Here is a 19,400-nt window from a genome sequence, read left to right as displayed (position 1 = left end):
CGCCTATCCATCCTCCTGATGGAGCAGGATCGTTACCCCCAACGATCCTGCGGCCAATACCGGAAACCACGCGGCCACCACCGGCGGAACGATGTCGTTGCTCCCCAGCGCCTTCGCGAGGAACGTTATCACGTAGAGTGTGAAGCCCGCCAGCACTCCAAGGGCAATCGCCCGGCCGGCCTGTTGAGTTCTGGAGAACCGTGTCCCAACTGTCGCAGCCACGAGCGTCATGGCGAGGAACAGCGCCGGGCGGGCGAGCAGCGTCTGATACTGCATGTCGAAGGCCATCGCATTGAGGCCGAGGCTGCCCGCCACCTTGATTTCCCGGGGCAGCGCGAACACCGAGGTCGCCTCGGGATCGGCGACGCGCTGTTCGATGTATTCCGGCTTCAGGGTGGTCGGCAGCACGAATTGCCGGGGATAGGACGGCGGATAGCCGATCCGGGTGACGCGGGGCTGCGACAGCACCCACTGGCCGTTCTGGAGGACGGCGCGGTCGGCATCGATGCGCTGGACGATCGAACCGTCGTCGCCGAACAGGAAGGCGCTGACCTTGCCGAGTTCGGTGCCGCCGGCGGCGACGGTCGCGCCGCCGAGGATCGAGCGAACGCCGTCGGCGTTCTGACGCAGCCACACCTCCTCGCCGGTTCGCGACGAGGATCCGCCGAACACCGACGTCTCGATCGTTTCGGCCTGCGCCTTGGTCCAGGCGGCGAGCGGATTGTAGACGAAGGTCGCGGCGAGGCCGAGAAGCAGCGATCCGGCCATGAAGGGCATCAGCATCTGCCAGATCGACACGCCGGCGCTGCGCGCGACGACGAGTTCCAGCCGCCGGTTGAGATTGAGCAGCGTGAAGATCGACGCGAACAGGACGATGAAGGGAAACGCCTGTTCCATGAAGCCCGGCACGCGCAGCGCCGAGAAGCTCGCGGCGCCCAGGAAGCCGAGTTCGTCCGTGCGTCCGCGCCGCGACAGCTCGACCATGTCGATGAGATAGATGAGCGCGAAGACGGCGAGCAGCGTCGAGAAGAACGAGATGAGATAGAGCCGCAGGAAATAGCGGTTGAGCGTCAGGTTCCTCATCGGCCGGCCCCGGCGGTTCCGGGCTTCGGGCCCTCGAAGAGCCGGGCGATGGCATGGGTCGCCGCCTCGACCGCCTCGACCGATCGCCGGTAGACCGTCCATTCGGCGATGTTCGCATCGGACCAGATCAGCCAGGCGTCGAGCGCGATGGCCGAAAGCGGCAGAACATAGGCGGCGAGAGCCCATCCGGACTGGCCGTCGACCTGGGCGATGACCAGAAAGCCGAGTGCCTTCAGCCCGAGCCCGCCCGTCAGGCCGAGCGTCATCGCGGCGGAACTCGCCTCGCGATTGGTGCGCGGATGGCCCGCCACGACGACCGCCCAGAGCGCGAAGGCGACGGCATAGAGCCACGAGGTCATCCGGTCGGTCAGTTCCGCCCACAGGGAGCCCGGATCCTCGCGATAGAGCTTGTCGGCGGGGTTGGGGGAGATCAGCTCGGCGGTCGAGCGCTCGGAGGTGCGGATCCAGTCGCTCTGATTGGCCGGCTTCAGGTCGGCCAGATCGAACGCATAGGACTGGAACTGGACGACCGCGACGGAATCGTCCTTGACGTCGCGGCGATGCAGCTGCCCGTCGCTGAGGAGAAGCAGCGACTGCCCGTCTTCCTCGGCGATCCGCGCCTGCCGGGCGAAATAGATCAGCTCGGTCTTCGGATCCCGCGTGTCGGCGATGAACAGGCTGGTGATGTTCGAGCCGCGCGCCGCGCCGATCGACAGTTCGAGGCCGTCCTGGACCTTTTCGAACCGTCCCGGCTGCAGGAACAGGGTGATGGTATCGGCGTTGATGGCGCGGATCCCGTCGCGGAAGGCCTTCGAGGACATCGGTCCGACGACGTGCGAGACGAGGAGGATAACGATCCCGCCGAGCACCCCCAGGACGATGATCGGCTTGGCGGCGACCTTCGGCGAGGCGCCGGAAGCGGCCATCACCGCCCGTTCGGAATCGGCGTTGAGACCGTTCAGCGTGTAGATCGCGCCGATCAGCACGGCGAAGGGGACGATGCCGGCCGCAAGGTCCGGCAGAAGCATCAGGGCGATCCAGAAGACGTTGCCCGCCGCCGACGCCGTCGACTTGACGATGTCGACGCGCGACAGCGCCTGGACGATCCAGACGATCATCACCAGCGCGCCGAGGGCGCCCAGCGAATTCGTCACGGCCCGCCGGAAGACGTAGCGTTCGAGTATCGTCATGTGGGTCGGCGCCCAGCCTTCACGAGGCGGCTCCTTGAGTATCCGAGAGACGAGGCATCCGCGGTGTCGGCCGCCTGCATCTTCCGCCTGCGCGTGCTGCGCATGCTCCGTCCGATGTCGCCGCCGCAATAGACGTCCCGGCCCGGCTTGTCGAGAAGCCGGCGGCCACACCTCTTGCGGCATTCTTCGCGCGGTCGGCGATGATCGTGGCGGCATTCATGCGTCGGGCAAACTCGTCGAAGGGTGCGGTGGGCCCGGCCCGGCGGTTCTGCCGGCGGCCCGGGTCACAGTCGCGCAGCTTGGCTAAGGAAGCGCCAAGCGACATGGTTAACGCGCCGTCTCGCTTGTCGGCGCCCTTGCATTTCGCTGCCGGGGGCTCAAATCTGGCCCGGTTCGGCCGGCGAGTCGATCGCCAGGGGCCGACGGATGGCGGCAAAGCCCGCCGACCCGGGGCGCGGCCCGGACCGACGCCCGGACCAGACGACGCCGCCCGGCCGGCCGGAGCGCCGATCGCGTCGGGCCGACGACGCTCACGAGAGACCAGGAGACATCATGGCAACGCTTCCAAAGATCGAATTTTCGGCTCTCGACGCACCGGCGGGCGACGTCCTGGTCGTCCTTGCCGGCGAGGGCGGGTCGATCCCGGAGAGCCTGCCGGCGGCCCTGCGCGAGACGGTCGCCAAGGCGGCTCCCATCGCCAAGTTCAAGGGCAAGAGCCTTGCCACCCTCGACCTCATCGCGCCGGCCGCCGTCGAGGCCGATCGCCTCCTCGTCGTCGGCACCCATTCGAAGGAGCCGGCGAGCGAGGAGGACTTCCTCAAGCTCGGCGGCACGGCCCTTTCCAAGACCAAGGGGGCCGCCAGGGTCACGATCAGGTGTGAGCTACCGGGCGGCGCCGTCTCGCCCGAGGATGCCGCGCGGATCGCCGCCGGGGCGCTGCTGCGCGGCTATGATTTCGACCTCTACAAGACCAAGAAGGCGAAGTCCGGCGAGGAGGAGGAAGACGTCTCCGGCGACCAGCCTTCGACCCTGACCCTCGCCGTCGCGGACCCTGAAGCGGCGCGCGCCGCCTTCGAACGGGAGGAGGCCGTGGCGACCGGCACGATGCTCGCCCGCGACCTCGTCAACGAGCCGGCCAACATCCTCGGTCCCGTCGAATATGCCGAGCGTATCCAGGAACTGGCAAAGCAGGGCATCGACGTCGAGGTGCTCGGCGAGAGCGAGATGAAGGCCCTGAAGATGAACGCGCTCCTCGGCGTGTCGCAGGGTTCGCCCCGGCCGCCGCGCCTCGTCATCATGCGCTGGAACGGCGCCGCGGACGACGAGCAGCCCGTCGCCTTCGTCGGCAAGGGCGTCGTCTTCGACACCGGCGGCATTTCGATCAAGCCGGCCGGCTCCATGGACGAGATGAAGGGCGACATGGGCGGATCGGCCGCCGTGGTCGGCCTGATGCGGGCGCTGGCCGGCCGCAAGGCCAAGGTCAACGCCATCGGCATCGTCGGCCTCGTCGAGAACGCCGTCGACGGCAACGCCCAGCGGCCGGGCGACATCGTCACGGCGATGTCCGGCACGACGATCGAGGTGCTGAACACCGACGCCGAGGGGCGGCTCGTCCTCGCCGACGCGCTCTGGTATTGCCAGGATCGGTTCAAGCCGAAGTTCATGGTCAATCTGGCGACGCTGACCGGCGCCATCATCGTGGCGCTCGGCAATCATTACGCCGGCCTGTTCTCCAATGACGACGCACTGGCCGAGCGGCTCTCGGCCGCCGGCAAGGCGAGCGGCGAGAAGGTCTGGCGGCTGCCGCTCGGGCGCGAATACGACAAGATGATCGAGGGCAAGTTCGCCGACATCAAGAACATCGGCGGCGGCCGGGCCGGCGGCTCGATCACTGCCGCGCAGTTCCTCCAGCGCTTCGTCAACGACGTGCCCTGGGCGCATCTCGACATCGCCGGTACGGCGATGGGCTCGCCGTCGAACGAATACAACCAGTCCTGGGCGTCGGGCTTCGGCGTGCGGCTGCTCGACCGTCTGGTCGCCGATCATTACCAGTCGACGTGATCGGTCCGGGGAGGCGGTCTCCGCCTTCCCTTTCAGGCCCGGATCGGCGAAAGTCTCGAGGATATGGCGGTGGCGCAGCGTCGAGGGGCCGGGCCGCCGACGCGTCTCATGGAACCGCCGCCGATGACGGAAGTCCTGTTCTACCATCTGACCGAGAGCCGGCTGGAACAGGCGCTGCCGGATCTTCTGGAAAAGTCGCTGGCGCGCGGCTGGCGGGTCGTCGTCCAGTGCTCCAGCACCGAGCGGCGCGACGCCCTCGACAATCATCTGTGGACCTACCGCGAGGACAGCTTCCTGCCGCACGGCAGCGACGCGGAGAGTTCCGGCGCCCTGCAGCCGGTGCTCCTCACCGTCGATCCGAAGCAGCGGGCGAACGAGCCGCATGTGCGGTTCCTGGTCGACGGCGCCGTGCCCGACACGCTGACGGGCTATGTCCGGGCCGTCTATCTCTTCGACGGCCACGACGGGGAACAACTGCAGACGGCGCGCGGGCGGTGGAAGGTCGAAAAGGCCGCCGGCCACGCCGTCACCTATTGGCAGCAGACCGAGGAAGGCCGCTGGGTGAAGAAGGCGTGAGGGCGCGCCGCGCCGTCATCCCGGCAGGACGATCTCGCCCTTCAGATACAGCACCGCCTGGCCGGAGACGACCACCGTCTCGCCGTCGAGGGTGCATCTGAGGTCGCCGCCTCTGGCCGAGACCTGCCGCGCGACGAAATCGGTCTTGCCGAGCCGCTCTGCCCAGTAGGGCACCAGCGAGCAATGCGCCGAGCCGGTCACCGGGTCCTCGTCGATCCCGGCCTTCGGTGCGAACATGCGCGAGACGAAGTCGACGGCGAGCCCCGGCGCGGTGGCGATGACGTTGAGCGGTGGGAGCGCGGCGATCGCCCTGACGTCGGGGGTCAGGCCCATGACGTCGGCCTCGTCGGTGAAGACCGCGAGCCAGGAGGTGTCGCCCGGCGTGGCGAATTCGATCACCTCGTCCGGCCGGCGGCCGAGCGCCGCCGCCACCGGCTCGATTGCCGCCGTGCCGTTGCGTGGCCGGCGGGGAAAGCGCATGACGAACCACCCGTCGGCACCCCGCGAGACGGTGAGGTCGCCGACCATCCGGGTCGAGAAGGTCAACGTCGCGGCCGTCTCGCCGAGCACCTCGGACAGCACGAAGGCGGTGGCGAGGGTCGCGTGGCCGCAGAGCGGCACCTCGATTTCCGGGGTGAACCAGCGCAGCTCCCATTTCGCTTCGCCGGCCGGGACGAGGAAGGCGGTTTCGGAGAGATTGTTCTCGGCGGCGATCCTCAGCATCGTCGCGTCGTCGAGCCAGCTCTCGAGCGGCACCACTGCGGCCGGATTGCCGGAAAACAGCCGGTCGGTGAAGGCGTCGACCTGATAGATCGGCAGGGTTTGCATCGTCGCGTCCTCGGGTCGTTTCGTCGGCTACACGGACTGGCGGCTTTCGGCCGCCGAGGCCACCCCCTTTCCTGTCACGGGAGCAAATTTGCCGGAAACGTTCCAGGCGGGTGCCAAGACCGCGCCGAAAACCTATGTTGGCAGCGAGAGGAGTGGACGTCATGGCTGCCGAACACCGGGACGCGACCCATCACGGCCATCAGGGTCACGATCATCGGGGAAGCGACCATGATCGCCACGATCATGGGGAATCCCGGCCGGGCGCCGAAATCTCCGGTCATGCTCATGGTGATCACGAACACGGTGGCCATGAGGACCATGGGCATCACGACCATTCGCACGGCCATCACCATCACGCGCCGACGGTTTCGAGCGGCAACGAGCGGGCGGTGCTGTTCGGATTCGTCCTGACCTTCGGCTTCATGATCGTCGAGGGCCTCGGCGGGCTGCTCTCCGGCTCGCTCGCCCTCGTCGCCGATGCCGGCCACATGCTGACGGATTCGGCGGCGCTGGCGCTCGCCTGGGCCGGCTTTCACTTCGGCCGCCGCAATTCCGACGACCGCCGCACCTTCGGCTACATGCGCTTCGAGATCCTTGCCGGCTTCGTCAACGCCGTGGCGCTGATCCTCCTGATCGCCTGGATCGTCTATGAGGCGGTGATGCGGCTGGTGACGCCGCAGATGGTGCATGCCGGGCCGATGCTGGCCATCGCCGTGATCGGCCTTCTGGTCAATGTCGGCGTCTTCTTCATGCTGCGCCAGGGCGACACGGAGCACGTCAACATTCGCGGCGCGCTGCTGCACGTCCTCGGCGACCTTCTCGGCTCGGTCGCGGCCATCGTCGCGGCGATCGCCATCTATTTCACCGGCTGGATGCCGATCGACCCGATTCTCTCCGTGCTCCTGTCGGTGATCATCCTGAAGAGCGCCTGGACGCTCTTGAAGAACACCCTCAACATCCTGATGGAGGGCGTGCCCGGCGGCATCGCCATGGACGATCTGACCGACACGCTCCTGCAGGACGTGGGCGGCCTTGCAGCCGTCGAGCACGTCCATGTCTGGTCGATCACCTCCGGCCAGCCGCTGGCGACGATGAACGTCCGGCTGGAAGAGGGCGCCGAGCCGAGAGCGGTCGTCTCCTCGGTCAAGGCGGTTCTGCGCGACCGATTCGGCATCGATCATTCGACGATCGAGATCGACTTCGGCGGCCCGCCGGCCCTCTGTCCGCTCGACGACGGGAAGGAACGGCGGGGCAAGGCGCAGCAAGGCCGTTCGGCGCCCACCTCCGCAGCAGCCTGACGCCTCAGGACGCGGCCGGTGAACCGGCGATCGGCTCCGGCGTGTAGCCGGCGGCACGGATCGCCTCCGCCGCGGTCTCCGCTTCCTCCGCAGGGGCCGCGACCTCGACCCGCTTGGACCCGCGATCGACGCTCACCGGCCGGTTCGGCAGGGCCGAGGCGAGTTCCTTGCGGATCGCCGCCTCGCAATGGCCGCACGACATGTCGGCGACGGCGAAAGCGAGCGGAGCGGCGTCGGCCGTCCCGGCAGGATGGTCGGACTTTCGCTTGAAGGGATTGGGGATCTGCATCGTCGTCTCCGTGAAGTTCAAAGGCCTGCGGATCTCGGTTCCGTCGTGAGCGGCTGACGAGGCGCGGGCCGGGCTTGTGAGCCTGATGTGGGCGTTCCAGTAACGGGAAGGTCAAGACGTCAGCGGCTTTCCCGGCCATGACGCGATGCCATCCTCCCTTTCGCCCGACCGAGCGACGCGGGTCTTGACCTTCCAGTCACTGGAAAGGCGATGTCCTGAATAGGGAGCGGCGTCCTTTTCGGCCGTGCGGGCCGGAAGACGGCTCCGCCGGGACGGGACGCTTCCCGCAGACCGATCGAAGGACGAGGCAGATGACCACCACGCGATCCCTCACCGTCGCCGTCGACGGCATGTCCTGTGCGTCCTGCGTCAAGCGGGTCGAGAAGGCTTTGAGAGGCGCGGACGGCGTCACCGGCGCCGACGCCAATCTCGCCGCCGGGACGGCAACCATCGGCCTGAGCGAGGGCGCCGATCCCGCCGCGGTCGTCGCGGCGCTGGATGCGGCCGGCTATCCGGCGGTTCTCGAAGATCTCACCTTCGACGTCGAAGCCATGAGCTGCGCCTCCTGCGTCGGGCGGGTCGAACGCGCGCTGAGGGCCGTGCCGGGCGTCGTCGCGGCGTCGGTCAATCTCGCCTCCGGGACCGCATCGGTACGCGTTCTCGAAGGCGCGGCGGATGCCTCGGCGATCGCCGAGGCGGCGACGGCGGCCGGCTATCCGGCGACGCCGCGAAGCGACGGCGACGAAGCCGCTGCCGGACGCGACGAGCGCATGGCGGCGGAAGAGAGGGCGCTGCGGCGGGACGTCGTCGTCGCGGCGGTGCTCGCCACGCCGGTGTTCCTGCTGGCCATGGGCGGGCACGTCTTTCCGGCGGCCGAAGCCTGGCTCGACGGCACCTTCGGCCACCGGACTCTGCTGTTCGTCCAGTTCGCCCTGACGGCGGCGGTGCTCGCCGGTCCCGGCCGGCGCTTCTACGCAAAGGGCGTTCCGGCGCTGCTGCGCGCTGCGCCCGACATGAACTCCCTCGTCGCCCTCGGCACGGCGGCGGCCTTCGCCTATTCGGCCGTCGCGACCTTTTTTCCCATGGCGCTGCCGGAAGGCGCCCGCCACGTCTATTACGAAGCCGCCGCGGTGATCGTCCTCCTCATCCTGGTCGGCCGGCTGATGGAGGCGCGGGCCAAGGGGCGGACGGGCGCGGCGATCCGCAAGCTCGCCGGGCTGCGGGCGAAGACCGCAAGGGTGCTCAAGGACGGCGCGGAAATCGACACGCCGATCGACCGGCTGGCGCCCGGCGACGTCATCCGGGTGCGGCCGGGCGAGCGCATCGCCGTCGACGGCACCGTCATAGAAGGCACGAGCTTCGTCGACGAATCGATGCTGACGGGCGAGCCGTTGCCGGTCGGAAAGCATCCCGGCGACACGGTGGTCGGCGGCACGGTGAACGGCGCCGGCAGTTTCGCCTTCACGGCCGAGAAGGTCGGCGCCGAGACCACCCTGTCGCAGATCATCCGCATGGTCCAGGCGGCGCAGGGCGCCAAGCTGCCGATCCAGGCGCTGGTCGACAGGGTGACGATGGTCTTCGTGCCGGCGGTGATGGCCGCCGCCGCGCTCACCTTCGTCGCCTGGCTGGCCTTTGCCCCCGCACCGGCGCTGGCCGACGCGCTGGTCGCCGCGGTGGCGGTGCTGATCATCGCCTGTCCCTGCGCCATGGGGTTGGCGACGCCGACCTCGATCATGGTCGGCACCGGCCGCGCGGCCGAACTCGGCGTCCTCTTCCGCAAGGGCGATGCGCTGCAGGCCCTGCACGAGGTGGGCGTCGTCGCCTTCGACAAGACCGGCACCCTGACCGAAGGCCGGCCGAAGCTGACCGACCTCGTCGTCGCGCCAGGATTTTTGGAGAACGAGGTGCTGCGGCTGGTCGCGGCGGTCGAAGCCACCTCGGAACATCCGATCGCGCTCGCCATCGTCGCCGCGGCGAGGGCACGCGGCATCGATCCGGCGGCCGCCGCGAACTTCCGCTCGCTGACCGGCCTCGGCGTCGCGGCCACCGTCGAGGGCCGGGAGGTCCGCGTCGGCTCGGCGCGGCATCTCGCCGGCGAGGGGATCGCGCTCGGGCGCCTCGAAGCGGCCGGCGACGGGCTGGCGAAAGCGGCGAAGTCTTCGGTTTTCGTCGCGATCGACGGCGCCGCCGCGGCGGTCGTCGCGGTGGCCGATCCGGTTCGCGCGGAGACGCGCACCGTCGTCGACGCTCTGCACGGCATGGGGTTGAAGGTGGCGATGATCTCCGGCGACGCGAAAGCGAGCGCCGAAGCGGTGGCCGCGAGCCTCGGCATCGACCACGTCGTCGCCGGCGTCATGCCGGACGGCAAGGTCGCGGCGGTGGAATCGCTGCGGGAGAGCGGCCGCCGGGTCGCCTTCGTCGGCGACGGCATCAACGACGCGCCGGCGCTGGCGGCGGCCGACATCGGCATCGCCGTCGGCAGCGGCACGGACGTCGCGATCGAGAGCGCCGAGGTGGTGCTGATGTCCGGCGATCTCGCCGGCGTCCTGTCGGCCTTCGAGATCAGCCGGCGGACGATGGCGAACATCCAAGAGAACCTCGTCTGGGCCTTCGGCTACAACGTCGCGCTGATCCCGGTGGCGGCGGGCGTGCTCTATCCCGCCTATGGCATTCTCTTGTCGCCGATGCTGGCGGCAGGCGCGATGGCGCTGTCCAGCGTCTTCGTCCTCACCAACGCCCTGCGGCTGCGCTTTGCCGGATCGAAGCGCTCGTCGGGGGCGAGCGGCGCGCCGGCCACCCGCAGGCCCCGCCAGACCGCCGAGCGGCCGGTCGAGGCCTGACCTGCCGCATGCGCGGCTCCCCGGTGAGCGCCCGATCCGTCAGGGAAGGCAATGGGGCGCGGATCAGAGATCCTCGCGCAGCATCTGGTCGATCTCGCGCCGCTCCTTGCGCGAGCGGATCTGCACGGCGTCGATGGTGCGCGGGCTCAGCTTCATGTTGCCGTCGTCCTGGCCGACGTCGTAGCTGCGCTTGGCGCCGATGCTGATCTCGTCCGGCCCGTAGACGCCGATGACGTAGATGCTGAACCCCTTCAGCCCTTCCCAGTCGTTGTGCGGGCCGGGCGGATCGTTCGGGCCCTTGTAGTCGAGGACGTGGGTGACGATGGCCGAGAAGCTTCCGAGATCGCGCATCGCGCCGGATTCGATCGGTCCCTGGCGGGTCTGCTGCTTGATGTTGCCAGAATCGCCGGTGTTCTCGATCTCTTCGATCTCGGTCACCGGATAGCGCAATTCGCCGGCCTGGGTTTCGAGCACGACGATGATGCTGCGGATGAAGATCGTGTCGCGGCTCATATTGGTGACGAGGCAGCGGGAATCGAGATCGGAGCGCAGGCCACGGGTGATGAGCAGCCGCGGACGCCGGTCGCGGCTGAAGCTCGAATAGAGCATCTGCAGGTAGAACGCCCAGATGCCGAGCATGCCGAGATTGGCGAAGACGTTGATCAGATCCGCATTGGCGGTGATCCACTCCAGCATGTCTGCGTATTCCGATCCTTCTTCGACGACGGAAGCCCAATTGCCTGTCGGGACGTGCAATGCCCTTCCTGCCGGCCGTTCGAGCCTGCGGGACGCCGGCAAAAAAATGAGGCGTTCGTCCGAGATTGCGAGGGACGGGCCGTCGATCCTATTTTTAGCCGGCGGAAAACAGGCCCCGCCGCAAAGAGCGAACGAGGACGCGATGAAGAGCGCCGGCATCCACCACGTGACCGCGATCGCCGGGCCGGCGATGCGCAATCTCGACTTCTACACCCGCGTCCTCGGCCTGCGGCTGGTGAAGAAGACCGTCAACTTCGACGATCCCACCGCCTATCACCTGTATTTCGGCGACGCGGCCGGCACGCCGGGGACGATCGTCACCTTCTTTCCGGTCGAACATGCCGCGCAGGGCCGGGTCGGGGTCGGCGAGGTCGAGGAGATCATGCTCGCCGTCCCCGCCGCCTCGCTCGGCTTCTGGTCGCACCGGCTGATCGAAAAGGGCGTCGAGCATTCCGGCATCGAGAAGCGCTTTTCCGAGAGCGTCCTGCCGTTCAAGGACGCCGACGGGATGCGCCTGTCCTTCGTCGGGACCGCGGCCGAGCCGCATCCTGCCGGCGAAGCGACGGACGTGGGCATTCCGGCGGAGCATGCCATTCGCGGCATCCACGGCGTCAGCCTGTTGATCGAGGAGGAAGCGCCGACGGCGGCGATTCTCGCCGACGTCTTCGGCTTCGACAAGATCGGCGAGGAGGGCTCGCGCCATCGCTACGTCTCCGGTGCCTCGATCGGCGGCATCGTCGACCTCCACGCCGTCGGCGGCTTCCTCAAGCCGCGGCCCGGCCGCGGCAGCGTCCACCATCTGGCCTTTCGGGCGCGCGACGAAAGCGAACAGGCGGCAATGGCGGAAAAGCTGACCGAGGCCCACGGCCGCGACGTCACGGCACTGAAGGACCGAAAATACTTCCGCTCGGTCTATTTCCGCGAGCCCGGCCACGTCCTGTTCGAGATCGCCACGGACGCGCCCGGCTTTGCGGTCGACGAGGCGCCGGATGCCCTCGGCAGCGGTCTGATGCTGCCAGACGAGTACGAGCCGCTGCGGAAGCGCATCGAAGCGACGCTACAGGCCCTCTGATCGGCTGTCGGCCGGCCCGGTCTGCCGATCCCGCCGGGGCCTGCTTCCGCGACGATTTCCGACTGATCGGAAACGCTTCAGGCGGCTCGGCCGGAACCGATTTTTTACGACCTCGCGAAATCTTGTCGCCGCGTTGCAAGAAACCCTCTCGCAATGCGGCTGCAGGACGGCTACATCTGCGAACGATCGTTCGCTCTCGGATCTTCGGCTGCCTCTCCCAAGCAAGGACGGTCGAACGTCCGCAGATCCACAGCCGGAAAGTCGTCCATGTCGGAAAGCTCCGCCCGCGCCATCACCTTCCCGGTTCCGCCAGCACCAGCGACGGCGCAGGAACAGCGGCGCCAACAGATCCTCGATGCGGCGCGGGTGTGTTTTGCCCGGTCCGGCTTTCACTCGGCCTCGATGCATCAGATCTGCGCCGAGGCGCAGATGAGCCCCGGCGCGCTCTATCGCTACTTTCCCTCCAAGGATTCGATCATCGAGGCGATCGCCGAGGAGGAGAGGGTGACGGCGGCGGCCTGCGCCCAGCTTCTGTTCGAGCCGGGTGACCTCGTCGAGCGGATCGTCCAGGTCGGGGTCGAATATCTCAAGCACACGCGCGACCGGGCGACGGGCGGCCTGACCATCGAGATCTGGTCGGAAAGCATCCGCAACACGGCGGTCGGCCAGCGCTTCTGTGAGATCGAGGCGGGCATCCATGCCAGCCTCCGCACCATGGTCTTCGCCGCGCGAGACCGCGGCGAGATCGATCCCGATGCCGACGTCGACGCCGCCCTGACGCTGATCTTCGCGCTGGCCGACGGCCTCGTGCTGCGTCTGCAGCTCCAGCCGGAGATCAGCATCGATTCGATCGAGCCCCAACTGCGCAAGTTCGTCCGCGGTCTGCTCGCGCCGAAGGCCGACGCGCCGGTCGGCTCGGTCATCCACCCCGAGGTTTGACGTGGCCGTGTTCTTTCGCCGCCCTGAAGAGAAGACGACGATGCCTGCAACCGAGCAAAATCCGTCGATCACCCAGCGCAGCCGTTTCGGCCTCGTCGCCGCGGCGATCATCGCCGGGACGCTGCCGTTTTCCGCCCTTGCACAGGAGCCCGCCGCCACGACGGGCGCGCCGAAGCCGCCGAGCATTTCGGTGATCGCCGCCAGGACGGGCGAGATCGTCGAGACCGTCGACGTCACCGGCACCTTGATGCCGCGCGAGACGGTGTCCGTCGGTGCCGACGTCGACGGCCTCAGGATCGTCGACCTTGCGGCCGACGAAGGCGACGAGGTCGAGAAGGGCGCGGTTCTGGCCCGGCTGGAAACCGACATGATCGATTCCAACATCGAGCTCAACGCCGCCCAGATCGAGCGGGCCGAGGCGGCGATCGCCCAGGCCGAAGCCCAGATCGCCGAAGCGCAGTCCGCCGTGACGGAAGCGAGCGCCGCCCTCGATCGCTCGCGGCCGCTGGCCAAGAAGGGCATCATCGGCCAGGACGTGCTCGACCAGCGGATCGCCGCCGCGTCGAGCGCGAGGGCGCGGCTGAGCGCCGCCGAGCAGGGCCTCGCCGTGGCAAAGGCCGACGAGGCCGCCCAGATCGCCCAGCGCGACCAGTGGCTCCTGAGAAAGTCGAAGGCCGAGATCAAGGCACCGACCGCCGGGCTCGTCCTGTCGCGCGATGCAAGGCTCGGAGCGATCGTCTCGGCGGGCTCCGGCAGCCTGTTCGAAATCGCCCGCGACGGGCTGATCGAACTCGAAGCTTCCGTTTCGGAAACGGTTCTGGCGCGGCTCGACGACGGTCAGCCGGTCAAGGTGCATCTCGCCGGGCGGCGCGAGCCGGTGACCGGAACGATCCGGCTGATCTCGCCGCGGGTCGACCAGGCGACGCGGCTCGGCACCGTCGACATCGCGCTGCCGAAGGACGCTGACGGCCTCCATAGCGGCGCATTCGCCAGAGGCGTCATCGAGGTCGCCCGGCACGACGGCGTGCTGGTGCCGCGCACGGCCGTCGTCTTCGAGGGCGAGGACGCCGTCGTCCAGGTGGTGGAGAACGGCGTGGTGAAGCGGCGCGAAGTCGACCTCGGCCTCACCACCGCCGATACCGTCGAGATCCGCGAAGGCGTTTCGGCGGGCGAGACCGTGGTCGCGACGGCCGGCGCCTTCGTGCGCGACGGCGACAGCGTGACGCCGGTGAAGATGGCCGAGAGCGGGGGCGAGCGATGAACTTCAACATCTCCGGCTGGGCGATCCGCCACCCGGTTCCGCCGATCCTGCTCTTCGTGGTGCTGATCGCGCTCGGGCTCTACAGCTTCTTCGCCCTGCCGATCACCCGCTTTCCGAACATCGACGTGCCTGTGGTCTCCGTCGCCATCACCCAGTCCGGCGCGGCGCCGTCGGAACTCGAGACCCAGGTGACGAAGCGCGTCGAGGACGCGATCGCCGGCGTCTCGGGCGTCAAGCACATCACCTCGACGATCACCGACGGCCAGTCGGTGACGGCGGCCGAATTCCGTCTCGAGATCGACACCGACCGGGCGGTCAACGACGTCAAGGACGCCATCGCCAAGATCCGCATGGACCTGCCGCGCTCGGTCGACGAGCCGATCGTCCAGCGCATCGAGGTCGAGAACCAGTCGATCGTCACCTATGCGGCATCCTCGCCCGGCATGACGCCGGAGCAGCTCTCCTGGTTCGTCGACGACACGGTGGTCCGCGCGCTGCAGGGCCTGAAGGGCGTCGGCCGGGTCGAGCGCATGGGCGGCGTCGAACGCGAGATCCAGGTGCGGCTCGATCCCGACCGGCTGGCGGCGCTCGGCGTCACGGCGGCGACGATCAACGAGCAGCTTCGCTCGACCAACGTCGACCTGTCCGGCGGGCGCGGCGACTTCGGCGGTCAGGAACAGGCGATCCGCACGCTCGCCTCGGCCGACACCGTCTCCGGCCTCGCCGCGACCCGCATCGCGCTGCCGGGCGGGCGCGAGGCCAAGCTCGCCGACCTCGGCGAGGTGGTCGACAGCTGGGAGGAGCCGCGCTCCTTCGCGCGTCTCGACGGCGAACCCGTCGTCGCCTTCTCGATCTACCGCGCCAAGGGGGCGAGCGATACGACCGTCGCCGACACCGCGGCGGAACGGATCGCCGAGCTCGGCGTCGAACATCCGGACGTGTCCTTCGCCAAGATCGACGACAGCGTCACCTACACCTACGGCAACTACGAATCGGCCATGGAGACGCTGGCAGAGGGCGCGATCCTCGCCGTCATCGTCGTCCTGTTCTTCCTGCGCGACTGGCGCGCCACCCTCGTCGCGGCGATCACCCTGCCGCTCGCGGCCATCCCGACCTTCGGCCTGATGGACCTGATGGGCTTTTCGCTGAACCTCGTCAGCCTGCTCGCCATCACGCTGGTCACCGGCATTCTCGTCGACGACGCCATCGTCGAGATCGAGAACATCGAGCGCCACATGTCGATGGGCAAGCCGCCCTACAGGGCCTCGATGGAGGCGGCCGACGAGATCGGCCTCGCGGTCATCGCCATCACCGCGACGATCATGGCGGTGTTCGCGCCGGTGTCGTTCATGGGCGGCATCGCCGGCCAGTATTTCAAGCAGTTCGGCCTGACGGTCGCGATCGCGGTGTTCTTCTCGCTGCTCGTCGCGCGCCTGATCACGCCGATGCTCGCGGCCTATTTCTTCAAGCCCCATCGCCACGACGGGCCGGGCTTCTGGCGGCTGTTTCTGACGAGGCTCCTGTGGTTCATCCCGTTGTGGGCGGTCGGCGCCGCGGCGCTCTACACACTCGCCGTGCTGCCCGACCTCGGCGCGGATTCCGCCCTGCGCAACCTCGTCCAGCCGCTCGCCGCCGATCTGCCGGCGATGGACTTCGTGACGGCGCGTGAGGATGCGGCGCTTCTCGCCGCCGGCCTGTTCGGCCTCGCCGCCGTGCTCGCCTACCTCGCCATGCCGCACGCTCCCGAAGGCAAGGTCGGGCCGTTGACCCGCGCCTATACCGGGTTCCTGCGCGGCACTCTGCACGTCTTCCGCATCCCGACGCCGTTCTGGCGCAAGGGCGAGGACGGCAAGCGGCGGCTCCTGCGGTTTCCCTTCGGCATGCGCTGGGTGACGCTCGCCGTCGGCCTCGGGATCTTCGCCGGCTCGATCTACGCGATCCAGTTTCTGCCGACGGGCTTCATTCCGAAGGAGGACGCATCGCGCATCGTCGTGTCGCTGGAACTGCCGCCCGGCTCGACCCTCGAGACCACCCGGGGGATCACCGACGAAGCGGTGGAATCGATCCGCGAACTGCCCGAGGTCAGAAGCGTTCTCGTGATCGGCGGGTCGAGCCCGACCGGCACGCTCGAAGTGCGCCGCGCCGCGCTGACCGTCAACCTTCTGAGAAAGCACGAGCGCACGCGCAGCCAGGGCGATCTCGAGCCGATCATCGCGGCAAAGCTCGCCGCCATTCCCGACGTCCGGGCCTTCTACGTCAACGACCGCGGCGAGCGCGAACTCTCCGTCGGCATTCTCGGCGACGACGGGGAGAAGGTCTCGGAGGTCGCGGCGAAACTCGAATCGCAGATGCGCAAGGACCCGATGTTCGCCAGTCCCTCGGCCATGGCCTCCTTCGCCCGGCCGGAAATCCGCATCACCCCGCGCTTCGACGTCGCCGCCGATCTCGGCGTCACCGCCGACCAGATCTCCCAGACGGTGCGGGTGGCGACCATCGGCGACGTCGGCGCCAATCTCGCCAAGTTCAATCTCGGTACCCGGCAGATCCCGATCCGCGTCGAGCTGGAGGAAGACGCCCGCGCCGATCTCGCCACCATCCGCAACCTGAAGGTCAACACCGCGTCCGGGGCGGCCGTGCCGCTCGAGACCGTCGCCGAGATCGGCTTCGGTCGCGGGCCCTCGACCATCGACCGCTACGACCGGGACCGGCTGGTCAAGGTCGGCACCTCGATGGCGCCGGGCTACGAGATCGGCCAGGGCTCGGCGCGCATCGCCGAACTGCCGGCGGTGAAGAACATGCCGGCGGGCGTCCGCCTGCAGGAGGTCGGCGACGCCGAGATCCAGGGCGAGGTCTTCGCCGGCTTCGCCTCGGCGATGGTGGCCGGCATCATGATGGTGCTGGTCGTGCTGATCCTCCTGTTCGGCTCGTTCTTCGTGCCGATCACCATCCTCGCGGCGCTGCCCCTGTCGGTGGCCGGCGTCATCGGCGCTCTGCTTCTGACGCACACGGCGGTTTCGATGCCGGTCGTCATCGGCATCCTGATGCTGATGGGCATCGTCACCAAGAACACGATCATGCTCGTCGACTTCGCCGTCGAGCGCGAAAAGCACGGCATGAGCCAGACCGAGGCGATCATCGACGCCGGCGCCAAGCGCGCCCGGCCGATCATCATGACGACGCTGGCCATGGCCGCGGGCATGCTGCCGGCGGCGATGGCGACGGGCGAGGGCGGCGAGTTCCGCGCGCCGATGGCGATCGCGGTGATCGGCGGCCTGCTCGTTTCGACGGTCCTGTCGCTGGTGCTGATTCCGTCGATCTACACGCTGATGGACGATCTCAGCCACGTCACCGGCCGGCTGTTCCGCTGGCTCTTGTCGCCCAACCAGCCGCATGAGGGGACCGGCACGGCCGTCGTTCCGGCCCATGGAGGCGCCACGGTCATGCCCTGGCCGCATCCGGCCGGGCCCATGCCGGTCGCGGGGCCCGGTTCCACATTCGTCTACGGTCCGCCGGCGATCTACCAGATCGGCACGACCAAGGTGCGGGACGAGGACGAGGGCGGAAGCCCGAGCCGCTATCCCCACGCGGCCGAATGAAGCGGGCGAGTGCTGCGCCCGTCTGCCTCGTAAAAGGCGCTGGCTCGCCTCTTGACCGGTGCCGCGATCGCGTGGACAAGCTCGCCCCATGGAAAAGATCGGCGACAGCGCGCCAGCGCCGGACATCGACATCAAAGGGTTGACGCTCGCCGATGCGCGCGATCTCGCGCCGTTGATCGCCGCCTACAACCAGTCGCTGTTTCGCGGCCCGCCCGGCTCGCCCGACGCCTTTTACGCCGAGAAGCTGCTGCAGGACCGCACGGCCGAGATCCTCGGGGCCCGGCTCGACGGCGCGCTCGTCGGCTTCATCATCTTCTACGACATCCCGGACGTGTGGACCGGCATGCGGTCGGGCCTTGCCGACCACATCTTCGTCGACCACCGCCACCGCCGCAAGGGCATCGCCAAGGCGATGGTCGACGTCCTCGCCGAAGAGGCCGACGGCAGGGGCTGGTCGAAGCTCGTGCTGCACGCGCCGCGCAATCCGGGAACCGGGCGCCGGCTCTATGAAAAGGTCGCCGAACCGGCCGACTGGGCGAGCTACGTCGTCCGCTTCGTCGACCGCGAGCCCGACGTGAAGTGATTCGCAGATCCAGCCCTTGCGAGAGCGCGCGGATCGCCGCCGATCCGACGTTCGCCGGCCACCCGCCGATCGACGGACGAACGCTTAATCGATTAAGCCTCGCGGTTCTTTTCGCAACTGCGGCGAAAGGCTTGCTTTCAAACGGGCGATCGTCCTTTTAGAAGGCTTCCATTGGCCGCTCGCCGCCCCGCTCGACCCCGAGGAGGGCTTCGTCCGGCCGAAAGCATGGACAGGAAGGCACCGATGTCCGACGTCAAATCCGCGCGGCCGCTCTCGCCGCATCTGAGCATCTATCGCTTCAGCCCCACCATGGCGATGTCGATCGTCCACCGCATCACCGGCGGCGCGCTCTATGTCGGCACGCTGCTGCTCGTCTGGTGGCTGGTCGCCGCGGCGAGCGGGCCGGATGCCTTCTCCACGGCCTCTGCGGTGTTCGGCTCGTTCATCGGCCAACTCGTGCTCTTCGGCTACACCTGGGCGCTCGTCCACCACATGCTCGGCGGCCTGCGCCACTTCGCCTGGGACATGGGCCATGCCGATTCCAAGGAAACCTCGACCAAGCTCGCCGTGGCGACGCTGGTCGGCTCCGTGACGATCACCGTCGTCCTGTGGCTCGGCATCCTGATCTTCGGCTGAAAGGGGCACCATCCATGAGCGACTTCAGAACCCCGCTTCGCCGCGTCCGCGGCCTCGGCGCTGCCGGCGGCACCGAGCATTTCTGGCAGCAGCGGCTGACCGCGCTGGCCAACGCCGTCCTGATCACCTGTTTCGTGATCCTCCTCCTGACGCTGATGAACGAAAGCTACGAGGGGGTGCGGGCGGCCTTCGCCAATCCCTTCGTCGGCATTCTCATGGCCCTGATGGTCGTCTCGGCGACGATCCACATGAAACTCGGCATGCAGGTCATCATCGAGGACTACATCCACGGCGCGGCCAAGCTGCCGCTCCTCATCCTCAACACCTTCTTTGCGATCGCCGTGGCTGCCGCATGCCTGTTTGCGATCGTCAAGATGAGCTTCGGAGTCTGA

At 68.3% G+C, this 19,400-nt stretch carries 16 protein-coding genes; 11 read left to right on the top strand and 5 right to left on the bottom strand.

Annotated features, from left to right (window positions below; all coding sequences use genetic code 11):
- Positions 1 to 3: 3 nt before the first annotated feature.
- Together lptG and LZD57_RS17235 are read right to left on the bottom strand one after the other, a co-directional pair.
- Positions 4 to 1,083, bottom strand: coding sequence for an LPS export ABC transporter permease LptG (lptG, locus tag LZD57_RS17240; RefSeq protein WP_233720725.1), 1,080 nt, complete (start codon positions 1,081 to 1,083; stop codon positions 4 to 6).
- Positions 1,080 to 2,273, bottom strand: a complete 1,194-nt coding sequence (locus LZD57_RS17235; RefSeq protein ID WP_233720724.1) for an LptF/LptG family permease — start codon at positions 2,271 to 2,273, stop codon at positions 1,080 to 1,082. The genes lptG and LZD57_RS17235 overlap by 4 nt, the downstream gene beginning before the upstream one ends.
- Before the next feature lie 552 nt (positions 2,274 to 2,825).
- Between LZD57_RS17235 and LZD57_RS17230 the strand changes: the two genes are divergently transcribed.
- Together LZD57_RS17230 and LZD57_RS17225 are read left to right on the top strand one after the other, a co-directional pair.
- Positions 2,826 to 4,334, top strand: a complete 1,509-nt coding sequence (locus tag LZD57_RS17230; protein WP_233720723.1) for a leucyl aminopeptidase — start codon at positions 2,826 to 2,828, stop codon at positions 4,332 to 4,334.
- A 123-nt stretch (positions 4,335 to 4,457) separates the two neighbouring features.
- Entirely contained in the window at positions 4,458 to 4,910 is a 453-nt protein-coding gene (locus tag LZD57_RS17225) for a DNA polymerase III subunit chi (protein WP_233720722.1), read from the top strand.
- Positions 4,911 to 4,925: 15 nt separating this feature from the next.
- Here the strand turns inward: LZD57_RS17225 and LZD57_RS17220 are convergent, their stop codons facing one another.
- Positions 4,926 to 5,738, bottom strand: a complete 813-nt coding sequence (locus LZD57_RS17220; protein ID WP_233720721.1) for a PhzF family phenazine biosynthesis protein — start codon at positions 5,736 to 5,738, stop codon at positions 4,926 to 4,928.
- A 161-nt stretch (positions 5,739 to 5,899) separates the two neighbouring features.
- On the opposite strand from LZD57_RS17220, the gene LZD57_RS17215 reads away from it, so the two are divergent.
- Positions 5,900 to 7,036 carry a cation diffusion facilitator family transporter gene (locus LZD57_RS17215; RefSeq protein WP_233720720.1) on the top strand — a complete coding sequence of 379 codons (1,137 nt, stop codon included), beginning with the start codon at positions 5,900 to 5,902 and terminating at the stop codon, positions 7,034 to 7,036.
- A gap of 4 nt (positions 7,037 to 7,040) precedes the next feature.
- Here LZD57_RS17215 and LZD57_RS17210 read toward each other — a convergent pair whose 3' ends face one another.
- Positions 7,041 to 7,325 (bottom strand): heavy-metal-associated domain-containing protein, encoded by a 285-nt coding sequence (locus LZD57_RS17210; RefSeq protein WP_233720719.1) that lies wholly within the window; start codon positions 7,323 to 7,325, stop codon positions 7,041 to 7,043.
- A gap of 311 nt (positions 7,326 to 7,636) precedes the next feature.
- Between LZD57_RS17210 and LZD57_RS17205 the strand changes: the two genes are divergently transcribed.
- Positions 7,637 to 10,165, top strand: a complete 2,529-nt coding sequence (locus LZD57_RS17205; RefSeq protein ID WP_233720718.1) for a heavy metal translocating P-type ATPase — start codon at positions 7,637 to 7,639, stop codon at positions 10,163 to 10,165.
- Positions 10,166 to 10,228: 63 nt separating this feature from the next.
- Here LZD57_RS17205 and LZD57_RS17200 read toward each other — a convergent pair whose 3' ends face one another.
- Complete coding sequence (locus LZD57_RS17200) at positions 10,229 to 10,861, bottom strand: hypothetical protein (protein ID WP_233720717.1); 633 nt, start codon at positions 10,859 to 10,861, stop codon at positions 10,229 to 10,231.
- Between the two features lie 202 nt (positions 10,862 to 11,063).
- Between LZD57_RS17200 and LZD57_RS17195 the strand changes: the two genes are divergently transcribed.
- The 7 genes from LZD57_RS17195 (at position 11,064) to sdhD (ending at position 19,400) form a co-directional block, all read left to right on the top strand.
- Complete coding sequence (locus tag LZD57_RS17195) at positions 11,064 to 11,993, top strand: ring-cleaving dioxygenase (RefSeq protein WP_233720716.1); 930 nt, start codon at positions 11,064 to 11,066, stop codon at positions 11,991 to 11,993.
- Between the two features lie 267 nt (positions 11,994 to 12,260).
- Positions 12,261 to 12,932 (top strand): TetR/AcrR family transcriptional regulator, encoded by a 672-nt coding sequence (locus LZD57_RS17190; RefSeq protein WP_233720715.1) that lies wholly within the window; start codon positions 12,261 to 12,263, stop codon positions 12,930 to 12,932.
- Between the two features lie 40 nt (positions 12,933 to 12,972).
- Positions 12,973 to 14,193 carry an efflux RND transporter periplasmic adaptor subunit gene (locus LZD57_RS17185; RefSeq protein ID WP_233720714.1) on the top strand — a complete coding sequence of 407 codons (1,221 nt, stop codon included), beginning with the start codon at positions 12,973 to 12,975 and terminating at the stop codon, positions 14,191 to 14,193.
- A complete protein-coding gene (locus tag LZD57_RS17180; RefSeq protein WP_233720713.1) occupies positions 14,190 to 17,789 on the top strand; it encodes an efflux RND transporter permease subunit in 3,600 nt (1,199 codons plus the stop codon). The genes LZD57_RS17185 and LZD57_RS17180 overlap by 4 nt, the downstream gene beginning before the upstream one ends.
- Positions 17,790 to 17,877: 88 nt before the next feature.
- Entirely contained in the window at positions 17,878 to 18,372 is a 495-nt protein-coding gene (locus LZD57_RS17175; RefSeq protein WP_233720712.1) for a GNAT family N-acetyltransferase, read from the top strand.
- 243 nt (positions 18,373 to 18,615) lie between these two features.
- Positions 18,616 to 19,008, top strand: a complete 393-nt coding sequence (sdhC, locus tag LZD57_RS17170; RefSeq protein ID WP_233720711.1) for a succinate dehydrogenase, cytochrome b556 subunit — start codon at positions 18,616 to 18,618, stop codon at positions 19,006 to 19,008.
- Positions 19,009 to 19,022: 14 nt separating this feature from the next.
- Positions 19,023 to 19,400: a succinate dehydrogenase, hydrophobic membrane anchor protein gene (sdhD, locus tag LZD57_RS17165; RefSeq protein WP_233720710.1), complete on the top strand. Its 378-nt coding sequence runs from the start codon at positions 19,023 to 19,025 to the stop codon at positions 19,398 to 19,400.

Source organism: Jiella avicenniae, assembly GCF_021390325.1.
In the GTDB taxonomy this organism is placed as follows: Bacteria; Pseudomonadota; Alphaproteobacteria; order Rhizobiales; family Rhizobiaceae; genus Jiella; species Jiella avicenniae.
Note: the sequence above shows the minus strand (reverse complement) of the source record. Positions and strands in the feature narration are given on the sequence as shown.